We start from the raw sequence: 13,670 nt of genomic DNA, 5'->3' as shown, positions 1-13,670 counted from the left end.
CTCGGTCCGTCAGTGGGCGGTGCCGTCGGTGGATGTCGGAGCCTTGTACGTCCGCTCCTTGACGTCCAGCTCGACCTTGACCGGGCCGGACTTCTCGAAGCGCAGTTCGATGGTGACCTTGTCGCCGACCTTGGGGGTGTTCTTGAGCCCCATGAACATGATGTGGTTGCCGCCGCGCGCGAGCTTCAGCTCGCCGTTCGCGGGCACGTCCATGGACTGCACCTGCTGCATCTTCTGATCCTTGGTCTCGTGGACCTGGAGATCGTCGGAGAGCGGGCTCGTGGCGCCGGTCAGCTTGTCGGCCGTCTTGGAGTCGTTCTTGATGACCATGAAGGCGCCGGCCATCTCGTCGTTCACGGGCTGCGGCATGTAGCCCCCGCTGACCGTCAGTTTCGGCGCGTCGCCCGAAGCGGACCCGGAGTCCGAGGAGCAGCCGGATATGGCGAGCGCGGCCGTCAGGGAGAGGGCGGCGGCGAGGGTGCGGGTGGTGCGGGCGTTCACGGGTTCTCTCCCTTGGCGATCTTCGGCAGGTCCTTGGTGTAGTCATCGACGGTGGTGCTCTCGCCGTAGAGGAGGTACCCCTCGTCGGTCTTGGGCGAGAAGGCGATGACCTGGGCGCCGTGCATGGAGACCACGTTGCCCTTGGCGTCCTTCTTGGCTGCCTCGATACCGATGCCGAGCGTGCGTGCGGCGGCCTGGATGGTGGCGAAGTCCCCGGTCAGCCCGGTGAATGCCGGGTCCAGGCCCTTGAGCCACGAGCCGAGGGACTCGGGAGTGTCCCGTTCCGGGTCGGTGGTGATGAAGACGACCTGGAGCTTGTCCTGGTCGGCCTTGGGAAGTGCCTTCTTGGCGACGGCGAGGTTGCTCATCGTCAGGGGGCACACGTCGGGGCAGTGGGTGTAGCCGAAGTAGATGAGCGTCGGCTTGCCCTTGGTCTGCTCGCGCAGGTTCCACGGCTTGCCGGTGGTGTCCGTGAGGACGACGTCCGGCTTGTCGAAGGGGCGGTCGAGTACGGTGGCGGACCCGGCTTTCGCCTGGCTCTCGCTGATCTGGGTGACCTGGCCGTTCTTGGCCGGTTCGCCACCGCAGGCGGTGAGGGTGAGGGCGGCCGCCGCCACGAGGGCGGCGAGCGTCACACGTGTGGTGCGCATGGGAAAGTTCCTGAGATCGGGGATGGTACGGGTGGATCCGCGAGCCCGGCCGGCCAGGATGGCCGACCGGCTGCGCGGGACCGTCAGTTCAGGAGGCCGGGCGGTCAGGAGGTGCGGCGGCGCGAGGCGACGCCGAAGGCCACACCGCCGAGTCCGATGACGATGCCGGCGACGCCGAGGGCGCGCGCGGTCGTGTCGGATCCGCTCTTGGCAGCGGCCGTGTCGTGCCCGTCCTTGTGGTCGGCCTCGGAGTTCTTCGCCTCGTCCGCCGGCTTCTTGGCCGCGTCGTCGTGGTGGTCGGCGCCGGCTGCGGTCAGCTTCAGGACGGGCGCCGGGGTCTGCGGTTCGGCGGCGCCCTCCTTGGACTCCTCGATCCAGCGGACGACCTCGCCGTTGTCGTAGGTCTGGATCGCCTTGAAGACCATCTGGTCGGCGTTCTCGGGCAGCTTGCCGACGGAGACCGGGAACTGCTGGAACTTGCCGGCCTCGATCTTGCCGCCGGACCAGGTCACCTTGGTGACGACCTCGTTGACCTGCTTGCCGTGCACGGTGAGCGGCTTGTCGAGCTTGGTCTTCTCGACGGTGGACGTCCAGCCGGGGATGTCCTGCGGCATGACGGACGTGAGCGGCTGGTCCACGGGGAAGTTGACCTCGAGCTGCGTGGTCGCGGCGTTGTCGCGCTCGTTGGGGACCTTGAAGTTGAGGGTCGCGTAGCCGCCCTTGGCGGCCTCCCCGATCGGCTGGACGCCGACGTGGGCGAAGGCGGTACCGGAGAGGAGGAGGACGGAACCGGCGGCGAGGGCGGCGGCGGAGGAGACGCGAGAGGTCTTCACGGCAGAAACACTCCACGGAAGCAGTGGTGACGGTGGCTCCGCGCGCGGCGCGCACGGAGTTCGCGGCACCGGTGCTCCCGTCGTGAGTCCCGGGGAGGAAGGGTGCCGCTTCAGGCTGCGAGGGCGAACGCCGTGGGCGGCCCGCGCCTGATCACCGTGTGCTGGAGTGCGTCCCGGCCCGTGGACAGCGCGGGTCCGGTCCCGGCGTCCGCTGCCCTCGGGGTACGGACGGGCCGGTCCTGCAGGCCCGCGCCGAGGGCCCGTACGTAGGCCAGCGCGGCACGCAGCGGGCGCACCGGCCCGGCCGCGGCGGAGAGCCTGGACAGTTCGAGGAGGCGGAACAGCGCGGCGTCTCCGCGTCCGAGCAGCCAGCCGGCGGCGAGAGCGGCCAGCAGGTGCCCGATCAGCATGGCCGGGCTGAGCAGCCCCACCAGTGCGCCGGTCGGTTCCACCAGGCCCTGCCCCATGTGGGCGTGGGCCATGTGCCCCTGCGCCCCGGCCTGCGCGGCCACGGCGTCCGGGTTCAGCCCGGCGCTCTCCACGATCCGCCGGGCGTCCGCCGGGTGGATCGGGACGGAGTTGCCCCCGCACACCAGTTGGGCCGCCAGTGCCGCGAGCGAGGTCTCCGAGGAGGTACCGCTGCCCGCCGAGGCGTCGTGCTGGCCGAGGCCGAACAGCGTGTGCAGCGCGAGTTGTCCGCCCGCCAGCGCGGCGGCGATGCCGGGAAGCGAGCGGCGGCGTCCGGCGAGCGCGGCCGCACCTGCGAAGACGGCGAGGAAGCCGGCGCAGAGGGACCACCAGGGCACCGTCGCGCAGGAGGCCAGTGCGTGCCCGGCCGCGGACAGCACGACACAGACCGCGGTGAACACCGCGGCCCGGATCAGCCTGAGGCCGGGTCCGGCCTGCGTCGCGTGGGGGGCAGTCATGGCCGGGCCATCATCGCACTGGCCTTAGGCGCCGCATACGGCAGGTGCGACAGCCGGTTCTCATTCCCGCGCACCGATGCCCGGCGTGCGTCCGTGCACGCGTACCCGGCCACTCCCCCGCCCGCGTCGCTAAACCCCCCGCCCGCGTCGCGAAACCCCCGGCCCGCACCCGCATACACCGCCGCCCGGGAGCGCCGCATCGGCCGAACGGGGGCTCTGTCGGCCTTCGGGGGCTTAGCCTCCGCCCCGGGCGGCAATAGGTAACCGTATGAGCATCTGGTGGTCTCTCCACTTGAGGCGCGAAGCAGCGAGTGTGCCCCTGGCGAGGCGACTGCTGTTGGGGACGATGGAGACGGCGGGGGTCGACCCGGACATCTCCTTCGACCTGTCGGTGGCGCTGAGCGAGGCGTGCGCGAACGCCGTGGAGCACGGCGGCCGCGAAGCCGTCCCGCGCTCCGGGTGTCCGGACGACGCGGCCTGGGACGCAGCCTCGGACGACGCGTCGGGCGGATCCCCGGACGGGACCGGGGCGTACCACGTCACGGCCTATCTGGACGGGGACCGCTGCCGCATCGAGGTGAGCGATTCGGGTCCGGGATTCCCGGCCGCGACGGTGGCCCGCCGCAGACCCTCCCTGGCCGAGCACGGCCGGGGCCTGCACCTGATCGAGGAACTGGCGGACCACGTCCGCTTCCGCAACCGGCCGGGCCGGGGCGCCGTGGTCAGCTTCGACAAGATGCTGAAGTGGCGGGACGACTCCCTGCTGAAGGTGTCCTAGGGGGTGTCTTTCGGATCAGGCCGGGCCTGATCCGAAAGACACCCCCTAGACGCGCCGATGGGCGGAACCCGGGCAGGGTCCCGCCCATCGGCGCGTACGAGCGGTGGCGTCAGCCCTTGAGCCGCGCCATCCAGGCCTCGACCTCGTCCGAGGTGCGGGGCAGTCCGGCCGACAGGTTCCGGTTGCCGTCCTCGGTGACGAGGATGTCGTCCTCGATCCGGACGCCGATGCCGCGGTACTCCTCGGGCACGGTCAGGTCGTCGGCCTGGAAGTACAGACCGGGCTCGACCGTCAGGCACATCCCGGGCTCCAGCGTGCCGTCGACGTACGCCTCGGTGCGCGCGGCGGCGCAGTCGTGGACGTCCATGCCGAGCATGTGACCGGTGCCGTGCAGGGTCCAGCGGCGCTGCAGACCGAGCTCCAGGACGCGCTCGACCGGTCCCTCCAGCAGGCCCCACTCGACGAGCTTCTCGGCGAGCACGTGCTGCGAGGCGTCGTGGAAGTCACGGAACTTCGCACCCGGCTTGACGGCCGCGATGCCCGCTTCCTGGGAGGCGTACACCGCGTCGTAGATCTTGCGCTGGATGTCGGTGTACGTGCCGCTGATCGGCAGCGTGCGCGTGACGTCGGCGGTGTAGAGGGAGTGGGTCTCCACACCGGCGTCGAGCAGCAGCAGGTCGCCGGAGCGGACGTCACCGTCGTTGCGGACCCAGTGCAGGGTGCAGGCGTGCGGGCCGGCGGCGCAGATGGAGCCGTAGCCGACGTCGTTGCCCTCGACGCGGGCGCGCAGGAAGAAGGTGCCCTCGATGTAGCGCTCGGAGGTGGCCTCGGCCTTGTCGAGCACCTTCACGACGTCCTCGAAGCCGCGGACGGTGGAGTCGACGGCCTTCTGCAGCTCGCCGATCTCGAAGGCGTCCTTCACGGCGCGGGCCTCGGAGAGGTAGACGCGCAGCTCCTCGTCGCGCTCCTTGGTGACCTTGTCGGTCAGAGCGGCCTCGATGACGGAGTCGTGACCGCGCACGGCGCGGACCGGGCCCTCGGCCTCGGTCAGCTCCTCGGCGAGCTTGCGCACGTCCCTGGCCGGGATGCCCAGCAGCTGCTCGGCCTCCGTGAGGGAGTGGCGGCGGCCGACCCACAGCTCGCCGCTGCCGGAGAGCCAGAACTCGCCGTTCTCGCGGTCGGAGCGCGGCAGCAGGTAGACGGTGGCGTGGTGGCCGGTGTCCCCCGTGGGCTCCAGGACCAGGACGCCGTTCTCGGTCTGGTCGCCGGTGAGGTACGCGTACTCGGTCGAGGCGCGGAAGGGGTACTCGGTGTCGTTCGAGCGCGTCTTCAGCCGCCCGGCGGGGACGACGAGGCGCTCACCGGGGAAGCGCCGGGACAGCGCGGATCGGCGGGCGGCGGTGTGCGCGGCCTGAGCGATCGGCTCCAGCCCGCGCAGCTCGGTGTCGGCCCAGCCCGTGCGCATGCTCGCGGCGAGCTCCTCGCTGACACCCGGGTACAGCCCGTTCTTGCGCTGCTTGTGCTTCTTCTTGGGCTGCTCTTCTTCCAGGGTCTCCGGGGTGAGCTCGTCAGCCACGTCTTCTCCTCAGTACGACGGACACGGACCGGGTATGGACCTCATCCATCGTATGTGTGAGCGGACGCCCCCCGACGGGTCGTGTGACAAATCAGTTAAACCCGGCCACACCGTCACACGCCCTGTCCTTCATCGCCCGGTCACTCGAAGCGCGCCGCGAGCAGCACGATGTCCTCGGAGGCGTCCGCCGGGGCGGCCGGGCCGTCCCCTTCGCCGTCCGGCAGCACCGTGCGCAGGATGTGGTCGCAGATGGCGCCCGGGTCCGCGCGGGCGCTGCGCGGGATCCCGGCGGCGGCGGCGTGCAGCCGCGCGTACGCCCGGTCCATCGGGTCGCCGGTGCGCCGGAGCAGGCCGTCCGTGTAGAGCAGCACCGTTTCTCCGGGCGCGGGCTCGATCTCCACGCTCGGCGCCTCCCAGCAGGACAGCATTCCGAGCGGCGCGGAGAGGGTGGTCTCCACGTACTCGGTGCGCCGCTCGCCGATCAGCAGGGGCGGGGCGTGCCCGGCCCCGGCCAGGATGAGCTTCCTGCCAGGGCCGTTCGAGTTCGGGCCCCCGGCGGGCTCGCAGTAGGCGAAGAGCGCGGTCGCCGAGCGCGCGGGCTCGGTCAGGCGCAGCAGCAGCTCCAGGTCGGAGAGGACGGCGACGGGGTCCTCGCCCTCCATGACGGCGTACGCCCGCAGCGAGGCGCGCAGCCGGCCCATCGCGGCGACGGCGCTCGGTCCCGAGCCGGTGACGGAGCCCACGGCCAGGCCAAGGGCGCCCTCCGGAAGCGGCAGCGCGTCGTACCAGTCGCCTCCGCCGTGCGGGCCGGTGTGGTGCCGGGCGGCGAGCTGGACCCCGGAGATCCGGGGGAGCCGGCTGGGGAGCAGCTCCTCGGCGACGGTGGCCAGGCCGGCGCGGGCGCGCTCCACCTCCAGCATCCGGGCCAGGTGCTCGGCGGCGTGCCGGACGTAGAGCCCGGCCAGGTCGCGCTGGCGGTCGTTGGGCTCGGCCTGTTCGTCGTAGAGCCAGACGGCCGCACCGAGCCGGCCGGTGGCTTCGGCGGTCAGCGGCAGCGCGTAGCTGGCGGCGTAGCCGAGGCGGGCGGCGACCTCGCGGTGACGGGGGTCGACGGGGGTGGCGTACCCGCCGGCGGCGGCGCCGGGATTCGTGCCGGGTTCGGGCAGGAACTCCGAGCCGCCCTGGGCGTCGGGCAGGCCGTCGAGGATGCGGCCGTAGGAGGTGGCGCTGCGGGGCACCGTCTCGATGTGGCCGAGGTCGGCGTGGCCGAGGCCGAGGCCGATCGTGCTGGTGGGGCCGAGTCCGTCGGAGGGCTCCAGGACGATCAGGCCGCGCCGGGCGCCGACGAGGGCCGCGCCCGCCCGCAGGAACTCGTGGAGCGAAGAAGTGAGGTCACTGGCGCGGGCGAGCCGCTCGGTGAGCTCGTGGAGGGTGGTGAGGTCGGAGACCATGCCCGCGAGGCGGTCCTGAATGACCGAGCTCGCGGCGGGGCCCTGAGCCGGCGCGGGGGCCGATCGCGGGCTCGTCGAGGTGGACACGGCCGTGGGCGCCGGTGTGGGCGCCACAGTGTGCGGGGACGCTGTGACAGCTGGATCGATTCCAGCCACTTTCGGCAGATGCGGGGCGCTCATGGCGTCCGCCTTTCCAGCTGGTGCGATTCGCCATATAGCATCGCAAACCCCCAGATCATGCTGCGCCGCTATCAATGAATCCACATCTACACGCACACGAGGAGCGATGTCCAGCATTGCCCAGGTGGGAATCCTGGTGTCCGTGGGGCGGCAACTCACTGTCCGGTCAGGGCTAGAACTTGGCCGGAAAAAGCGGGAAGCGGACGGTTTTTGCGGTCGACTGGGCGAGTCCGTCAGCCGGTCCGGGTACGTAATCCGTTACACCCGGGGAGAGTTGGCGCAGCCCGGTGCCCGCCGGGAACCGTCGGGCACGGCCCGTCGTCCCCATCGACGACAGCCGTCCCCCGCGCGGCCCCGGGTCGCGTACCGCCCCCGACGGACGTTTCATGGACCCGTAAGAAAACTGCACGAACCGTGTGAACCTGCTTCAAGCGGACAGTGACGCGAAACGTGCACGTGTGGTGAACCACCGCTTACATGGTGTGATGTGGCCCTCGGCGTTCAACGGAAAGGAACGAGCGCTCATGCGCGAGATCCTCGGAAGGCGTCTCCAGCGGCTCCGCAATCGCTTGCAATCCCTGCGCCCCGCCCCGCCGCAGGGTGATGCGCCGGCTCTCCTCGAAGCGGCGCTGACCTGCGCCACCACCTGGAACTGGCCCGTGCTGCCGGGCGTCGGACGCTCCGGCGTCGACAGCTCGCGGTGCGCCTGCCCCGACCCCGACTGCGTCGTACCCGGCGCACACCCCTTCGATCCCGGGCTGCTCGCGGCCACCACCGACCCCCGAATGGTGTCCTGGTGGTGGGCCAACCGGGCGTGCGCCCCGATCCTGCTGGCCACCGGCGGGAGCGCGCCCTGCGCGGTGAGCCTGCCCGCCGCGGCGGCCGCGCGTGCCGTCGTACGACTGGACGCCGAGGGGATGCGGCTCGGGCCGGTCGTGGCCACGCCCACGCGGTGGTCGCTGCTCGTGGCGCCGTACTCGCTGGAGCGGCTCGGCGAGATCCTCTATGCGAAGGACCACGTGCCCTCCTCGCTGCGTTTCCACGGCGAGGGCGGCTACTTGCTGCTCCCGCCCTCCCCCGCGATCGGCGGAGGCCAGGTCCGGTGGGAGCGCGAGCCGGAGGGATCAGGGGAGATCTGGCTGCCGGAGGTGGAGGCGGTCGTGGACGCGCTGGTGGAGGCGAGCAGCGGAGCGCCGGGCGGCGGGAGCCGGCTCGCGTACTGAGGTTCGTGTGCTGAGGTTCGTGTGCTGGGGTGCGCGTACTGGGGTGCGCGTACTGGCAGATCACTCGTACGGGTGTCAGCGAGACGAGTTTCCAAGGGAATTGGGCGCGGGGATCTCCGTGCCCCATTCCCGCATCGCTATCTTCGGCGAATGAATCTCCGCCTGATCGGTATCGGCGCCGGTGTGTTGATCATCTTGTCGCTCCCGCTGGCGGGAGCGATCGCCGGGCCGGATTTCGCCGGTCAGAGCGATGGAAAGGGTGGCGGCTTGCTCTCCACCTTCGGCCTCGGGCACGCGTCCGGGGATGCTCCGGGCAGATCCGCGTCCGGGGACTCCGCCGATTCGCGCGGTTCGGGAGCGAGTTCCGCGCCGGGCCGGTCCCGTACGCCGGCACCCGCCGCGGCGCCGGCCCGCCCGGGCCCGGCCGAGCAGCCGCGTACGGACGCCCGCTGCGGACCCGAACTGTCCTCCCCGCAGGGGGTGGAGGCGCAGACGTGCGTCCTGTCGGGCGAGGGCCGGACGTGGGGGCGCAGCTACTACCGGAACACCAGCGGCCGCGCGCTCGACGCGGTGCTCACGGTGATGGGTCCGGCGGGGCGGACGGTGCAGATCCGCTGTGCGGTCGGCGCGGGCGACGAACCGGGGCTGTGCGAGACGCCGAGGGAGGAGTCGGCCGGAGTTCCGGCGGACTACTCGGCCGTAGCGGAGTTTGCAGTTCCGGATGATGAAGGAGCCCTGCTCCTGCGGTCCGGGAGCAACTCACCGGTACTGGGTGACGGTTGAGCGTCACCGGAAAATCAAGGGCCCGGTCGCTGGCGACGGGGGATGCACCAGCGACCGGGCTACAAGAACGGTAACAAGAGATCGCCTGTTCGCAAATTCGATCTCTGATATTCGGACACCGATTTGCAGGCGATTAGCGGGAGTTGTGACTCCGGTCACCGGTGGCAGGTCGTCGGTGACCTCTGCCCGGCCCTTCCCCCCGCTCCTCGGGAGGGGCCTCCCGCGACGCGTGTGGCCGGCCCGCGAACGGGCCGGCCACCCGGTCAGCTGAGCGTGACCTGGCGGTTGGTGAGGCCGCCGCGTGCCCGGCGCTCCTCCGTGGTCAGCGGAGCGTCGGTGGCGAGGGCCGTGGCGAGCCGCTCCGCGAGCTCGGCCGCGGGCTTCTCCACGTCCTCGGCCGAGACTCCGGTCGGCAGGTCCCAGACGGGGACCATCAGACCGTGGGCGCGGAAGGAACCGACCAGCTTGGTGCCCTCGCCGAGCGAGGACGTGCCTGCGGCGGACAGCCGCGCGAGCGCGTCGAGCAGCTTCTCCTCGGGGTGCGGCATGACCCAGCGCAGGTGGTTCTTGTCCGGGGTCTCGCACCAGTAGGCGGCATCGACGCCGGTCAGCTTGACGGTCGGGATGGCGGCGGCGTTGGCGCGCTCCAGGGAGGCGGCGACCTCCGGGGAGGTGTTCTGGGCGCTCTCCGCCTCCGGAATCCAGAATTCGAACCCGCTGTGCACAACCGGCTCGAAACCGCCGTCCGCGGACAGGAGATCCTGAAGTCGCGGACCCTCGGCCGGAACCCGGCGGGCCGCGACGACGGTGCCGGGCTCGGCCACGAGCGCGCGCTCCAGGGTGTCGGCCATGTCCCGGGCGAGGTCGCCGCTGGTCGAGTCGTTCTGCAGGCCGAGCAGGACGGAGCCGTCCTCGCGGCGCAGCGCCGGCGAGGCCAGCGGGAGCACCGTCACCAGCGTGACGGAGGGGACGCCCTCGGGCAGTCCGCCCTTGAGGGTGAGCGGCACGGTGGCGGCGGGGACGAGCTCGCGCAGCGCCACCCAGTCGCACTCGCCGGGCAGGCCCTCGAACGGGCGGGCCACGTGCTCGGTCACGGCGTGCGCGGCGGCCGCGCCGTGGCAGGCCTTGTAACGGCGCCCGGATCCGCAGGGGCAGGGCTCGCGGGCGCCCACCACCGGGATCTCCCCGTTGTTGAGCTGCGGCTTTGCGGACTTCGCGGCGGGGCGCTTCTTGGCCATCGTGGGTGTCTCCCGGTTGCGGCGGTACGGCGTCGGTCTGGGCGCGAGCCTAGCCGTTCGTACCGCCACAACCGGTGGGGTGCGGCCGGGAGCACGGTCGGCGTGCGCTCCCGGACGGCCGCCATCCGTCCACCCGCGGTCGGGGACCGGTCGGATCAGGTATCCGACACGTCGAAGGCCGTACTGAAATCGATCGCCGGGGGCGCAACGCGCGTAGCGAAATCCTCGTGCCGGGCCCCACAGGCAACGGTCGCCCAGACGGTGACCTCACCCGCCGCTCCGTCCCGGACACCCCAGTCCTGGGCCAGGGCGCTGATGATGGTCAGCCCCCGCCCGCCCCGTGCGGTGACCGAGGGCTTGGCCGGGACCGGGCGGGTGGGCCCGCCGCCGTCCGTGACCTCGACCGTCAGCCGCCCCGCCTTGTCGACGCGCCACGACGCGCGTATGCCGCCGTCACCGATCTCCCGTGCGCCCAGCGGTCTGCCGTGCCGGCAGGCGTTGCTGAGCAGTTCGGAAAGGATCAGAACGGCGTCATCCACGATCGATTCGGACACCCCGCTGATGCGCAACTGCTCGCGCATCCTGTGCCTCGCCTCGCCCACGCCCGCAGGACCATGGGACACGTCCATGCACGACGACGTGGGCACTTCCTGTGCCACCATCAACGCCACCCCCGGAACCTCCTTAGCCCCACGCATGGTCTGGATGCCCCAATGGCCTGGACCGGAAACCGTCGGACCGGCGCCCGCTGACGCATTCACGGCGACCGAACGCGGAGTGGATGCGCCGGTGCACACCCCGTAACGGGTGTTTCGCGTGGGACGGATGCGCAAAAGGGGATGTCAGCGACCCAGCTGTGACAAAACCTGCCGCGGTCTGTTCGTGATGATCGCTTCCACGCCCAGATCAGCGCAGAGCTGAACATCTTCCGGATCGTTCACGGTCCATACGTGAACGGAGTGCCCCGCGGCCTGAAGTTTGCGGATGAAGCCCGGGTGGTTGCGCACGATCCGCATGCCCGGCCCGGCGATCCGCACTCCGGCCGGCAGCCGCCCGTCCCGCATCCGGGGCGAGATGAACTGCATCAGGTACACGGTCGGGACCGTGGGCGCGGCCGCCCGCATCCGGTGCAGGGAGCGCGCGGAGAAGCTCATCACCCGGACCGGGTGCGGCCCCTCGGCGGGCGGGGCGTCCAGTGCGAAGCGCTTGAGGAGGAAGAGCAGGCGCTCCTCCACCTGTCCGGCCCAGCGGGTCGGGTGCTTCGTCTCGATCGCCAGCTGTACCGGCCGCCCGGCGTCCGCGACCAGCTCCAGCAGCCGCTCCAGGGTGAGCACGGAGGTCCGCTCGGGGTCCGCGTCCCAGTCGGGGGACTCCTCCCGGTCCTTCCACGAGCCGAAATCGAGGGCGGCGAGATCGGCCAGCTCCAGGGCGGAGACGGCGCCCCGGCCGTTGGAGGTGCGGTTCACCCGCCGGTCGTGGACCAGGACCAGGTGGCCGTCGGCCGTGAGCCGGACATCGCATTCGAGGGCGTCGGCCCCGTCCTCGATGGCCTTGCGGTAGGCCGCCAGCGTGTGTTCGGGGGCATCCTCCGAGGCGCCGCGGTGGGCGACGACCTGGATGGTGCGCGGCATTGCGTGGGTCACCGGCTCATGGTGCCACCGAGAAGGGCTCCGGTGTCTTGGAAGGCGCGGTGCGTGCTTCTGGGGATGCGCCCGAAATGTCGGAGATAAAGGATGGGGGAGACTCACAGGTCCGGCTTACAGTGCTCTGACGGGGCATGGGAAAGGCTTTGCCCAGGAACTTGTACGGCACGTCGAACGTTCAGTCGGACCGATATCGCCCGTATTTCTGAAGCCGTGTGTGACGAGGAGAGAGCGCTGTGAGCACCGAGAACGAGGGCACCGCGGCCCCGACACCCCCCGCGGCTCCGCCCGTACCCCCGGTGGCCGCGCCCGTCGACGCCGCGCCGGCCGCGCATGCCGCGCCCGCCGCGCCGACGCCCGCGGAGCCGGTGACGCAGCAGTTGCCGCCGACGCCCGCGCCCGGCGCCGAGCCGACCCAGCAGCTCCCGCAGACCCAGGCGGCCCAGGCCCCGGCCCCGGCCGCGTACCCGGCTCCCGCGTACGCCGAGAACCCGGTCCCGCCCGTCACCCCGGCCTACGCCGGCGCCCCCGCTCCCGCGCCGCAGGCGATGGGAGCCGAGGGCTGGCCGCCCCCGCCGCCCGCTGCTCCCGCGTACGGGGCCAGCCACGGCGGTGGCGGTGGCGGCTGGGGCGTGCCCCTGGGCACCGACGGAGCCCCGCAGCCCAAGCGGAAGGGCAAGGGCGGCCTGATCGCGGGCGTGCTCGCGGCGGCGCTCATCGCGGGCGGCGTCGGCGGCGGCGTCGGCTACTGGGCCGCCGACCGCAGCACCGACGGCTCCGGCTCGACCACGGTCAGCGCGGGCATCACGCCCAAGGACCTCAAGCGCGATCCCACCTCGGTCGCGGGCCTGGCCGCGGGCGCGCTGCCCAGCGTCGTCACCATCGAGGCCTCCGCCGGCGACGGCGAGGGCGGCACCGGCACCGGGTTCGTCTACGACCAGCAGGGCCACATCCTCACGAACAACCACGTGGTCGCCTCCGCGGCCAACGGCGGCAAGCTCAGCGCGACCTTCTCCGACGGCAAGAAGTACGAGGCCGAGGTCGTCGGCCGGGCCCAGGGGTACGACGTCGCCGTCATCAAGCTGAAGAACCCGCCGTCCGGGCTCAAGCCGCTGCCCCTCGGCGACTCGGACAAGGTCGCCGTCGGCGACTCGACCATCGCGATCGGTGCTCCGTTCGGCCTGTCCAACACGGTCACCACCGGAATCGTCAGTGCCAAGAACCGCCCGGTCGCCTCGGGCGACGGCTCCGGCGGCAAGAACTCGTACATGAGCGCCCTCCAGACGGACGCCTCGATCAACCCGGGCAACTCCGGCGGTCCGCTGCTCGACGGCCGCGGCGCGGTCATCGGCATCAACTCCGCGATCCAGTCGGCCGGCAACGGCGGCTTCGGCGGCGGCCAGGCCGGCTCCATCGGCCTCGGGTTCGCCATCCCGGTCAACCAGGCGAAGAACGTCGCCGAATCGCTGATCAAGACGGGCAAGCCGGTCTACCCGGTGATCTCGGTCTCCGTGGACCTCGCGGCCAAGACCGACGGCGCGAAGATCTCCGAGTCGGGCGCCTCGGCCAACGACCTGGTCGACCCGGCCGGCCCCGCCGGCAAGGCGGGTCTCAAGCCCGGCGACGTCATCACCGAGTTCGGCGGCAAGCCGATCGACAGCGGCCCGACCCTGATCAGCGAGATCTGGACGTACAAGCCGGGCGACACGGTGAAGCTGACCTACCTGCGCGGCGGCAAGCCGACGACGGTGGACATCACGCTCGGCTCGCGGGTCGGCGACAAGTAGCGGCCGGCCGCTGCGCACGGGCCGGCCCGGCGGGCGGCAGGACCAACTGGCTTGATGGTGAGGGGCCGTAGGCGCGATTGTGCCTGCGGCCCCTCCCAACG

Annotated in this window: 13 protein-coding genes; 4 read left to right on the top strand and 9 right to left on the bottom strand. The window is 71.8% G+C overall.

What is annotated here, in order from left to right; genetic code table 11:
- Positions 1 to 9 precede the first annotated feature (9 nt).
- The 4 genes from OG435_RS22695 to OG435_RS22680 all read right to left on the bottom strand — a co-directional run bounded on the left by OG435_RS22695 (position 10) and on the right by OG435_RS22680 (position 2,910).
- The gene (locus OG435_RS22695; protein WP_266879171.1) at positions 10 to 501 is read right to left on the bottom strand and encodes a copper chaperone PCu(A)C; all 492 of its coding nucleotides are present in this window, start codon (positions 499 to 501) and stop codon (positions 10 to 12) included.
- Positions 498 to 1,151: an SCO family protein gene (locus tag OG435_RS22690; RefSeq protein ID WP_266879169.1), complete on the bottom strand. Its 654-nt coding sequence runs from the start codon at positions 1,149 to 1,151 to the stop codon at positions 498 to 500. The genes OG435_RS22695 and OG435_RS22690 overlap by 4 nt, the downstream gene beginning before the upstream one ends.
- Positions 1,152 to 1,255: 104 nt before the next feature.
- Positions 1,256 to 1,984, bottom strand: coding sequence for a YcnI family protein (locus OG435_RS22685; protein ID WP_266879167.1), 729 nt, complete (start codon positions 1,982 to 1,984; stop codon positions 1,256 to 1,258).
- Between the two features lie 110 nt (positions 1,985 to 2,094).
- Positions 2,095 to 2,910 (bottom strand): hypothetical protein, encoded by an 816-nt coding sequence (locus OG435_RS22680; RefSeq protein WP_266879165.1) that lies wholly within the window; start codon positions 2,908 to 2,910, stop codon positions 2,095 to 2,097.
- A 268-nt stretch (positions 2,911 to 3,178) separates the two neighbouring features.
- Here OG435_RS22680 and OG435_RS22675 point away from each other — a divergent pair, with 268 nt between their 5' ends.
- The gene (locus tag OG435_RS22675) at positions 3,179 to 3,688 is read left to right on the top strand and encodes an ATP-binding protein (protein WP_266879163.1); all 510 of its coding nucleotides are present in this window, start codon (positions 3,179 to 3,181) and stop codon (positions 3,686 to 3,688) included.
- Between the two features lie 109 nt (positions 3,689 to 3,797).
- Here the strand turns inward: OG435_RS22675 and OG435_RS22670 are convergent, their stop codons facing one another.
- Positions 3,798 to 5,264: an aminopeptidase P family protein gene (locus tag OG435_RS22670; RefSeq protein ID WP_266879161.1), complete on the bottom strand. Its 1,467-nt coding sequence runs from the start codon at positions 5,262 to 5,264 to the stop codon at positions 3,798 to 3,800.
- Between the two features lie 140 nt (positions 5,265 to 5,404).
- Positions 5,405 to 7,012 carry a PP2C family protein-serine/threonine phosphatase gene (locus tag OG435_RS22665; protein ID WP_266879160.1) on the bottom strand — a complete coding sequence of 536 codons (1,608 nt, stop codon included), beginning with the start codon at positions 7,010 to 7,012 and terminating at the stop codon, positions 5,405 to 5,407.
- Between the two features lie 407 nt (positions 7,013 to 7,419).
- Here OG435_RS22665 and OG435_RS22660 point away from each other — a divergent pair, with 407 nt between their 5' ends.
- Both OG435_RS22660 and OG435_RS22655 read left to right on the top strand, forming a co-directional pair.
- Positions 7,420 to 8,118 (top strand): bifunctional DNA primase/polymerase, encoded by a 699-nt coding sequence (locus OG435_RS22660; protein WP_266879158.1) that lies wholly within the window; start codon positions 7,420 to 7,422, stop codon positions 8,116 to 8,118.
- Positions 8,119 to 8,268: 150 nt separating this feature from the next.
- A complete protein-coding gene (locus OG435_RS22655) occupies positions 8,269 to 8,901 on the top strand; it encodes a hypothetical protein (protein ID WP_266879156.1) in 633 nt (210 codons plus the stop codon).
- Between the two features lie 263 nt (positions 8,902 to 9,164).
- On the opposite strand, the gene OG435_RS22650 is transcribed toward OG435_RS22655, so the two are convergent.
- The 3 genes from OG435_RS22650 to OG435_RS22640 all read right to left on the bottom strand — a co-directional run bounded on the left by OG435_RS22650 (position 9,165) and on the right by OG435_RS22640 (position 11,770).
- Positions 9,165 to 10,139, bottom strand: a complete 975-nt coding sequence (locus OG435_RS22650) for a DUF5926 family protein (protein WP_266879154.1) — start codon at positions 10,137 to 10,139, stop codon at positions 9,165 to 9,167.
- Between the two features lie 155 nt (positions 10,140 to 10,294).
- Positions 10,295 to 10,801, bottom strand: coding sequence for an ATP-binding protein (locus OG435_RS22645; protein ID WP_266881994.1), 507 nt, complete (start codon positions 10,799 to 10,801; stop codon positions 10,295 to 10,297).
- Between the two features lie 180 nt (positions 10,802 to 10,981).
- Positions 10,982 to 11,770 carry a glycerophosphodiester phosphodiesterase gene (locus OG435_RS22640; RefSeq protein WP_266881992.1) on the bottom strand — a complete coding sequence of 263 codons (789 nt, stop codon included), beginning with the start codon at positions 11,768 to 11,770 and terminating at the stop codon, positions 10,982 to 10,984.
- Positions 11,771 to 12,018: 248 nt separating this feature from the next.
- On the opposite strand from OG435_RS22640, the gene OG435_RS22635 reads away from it, so the two are divergent.
- Complete coding sequence (locus tag OG435_RS22635; RefSeq protein ID WP_266879152.1) at positions 12,019 to 13,569, top strand: S1C family serine protease; 1,551 nt, start codon at positions 12,019 to 12,021, stop codon at positions 13,567 to 13,569.
- Positions 13,570 to 13,670: the final 101 nt, after the last annotated feature.

Origin of the sequence: Streptomyces sp. NBC_01264 (genome assembly GCF_026340675.1) — a bacterium.
GTDB lineage: Bacteria > Actinomycetota > Actinomycetes > Streptomycetales > Streptomycetaceae > Streptomyces.
This window is presented reverse-complemented; position numbering and strand designations above follow the sequence as displayed.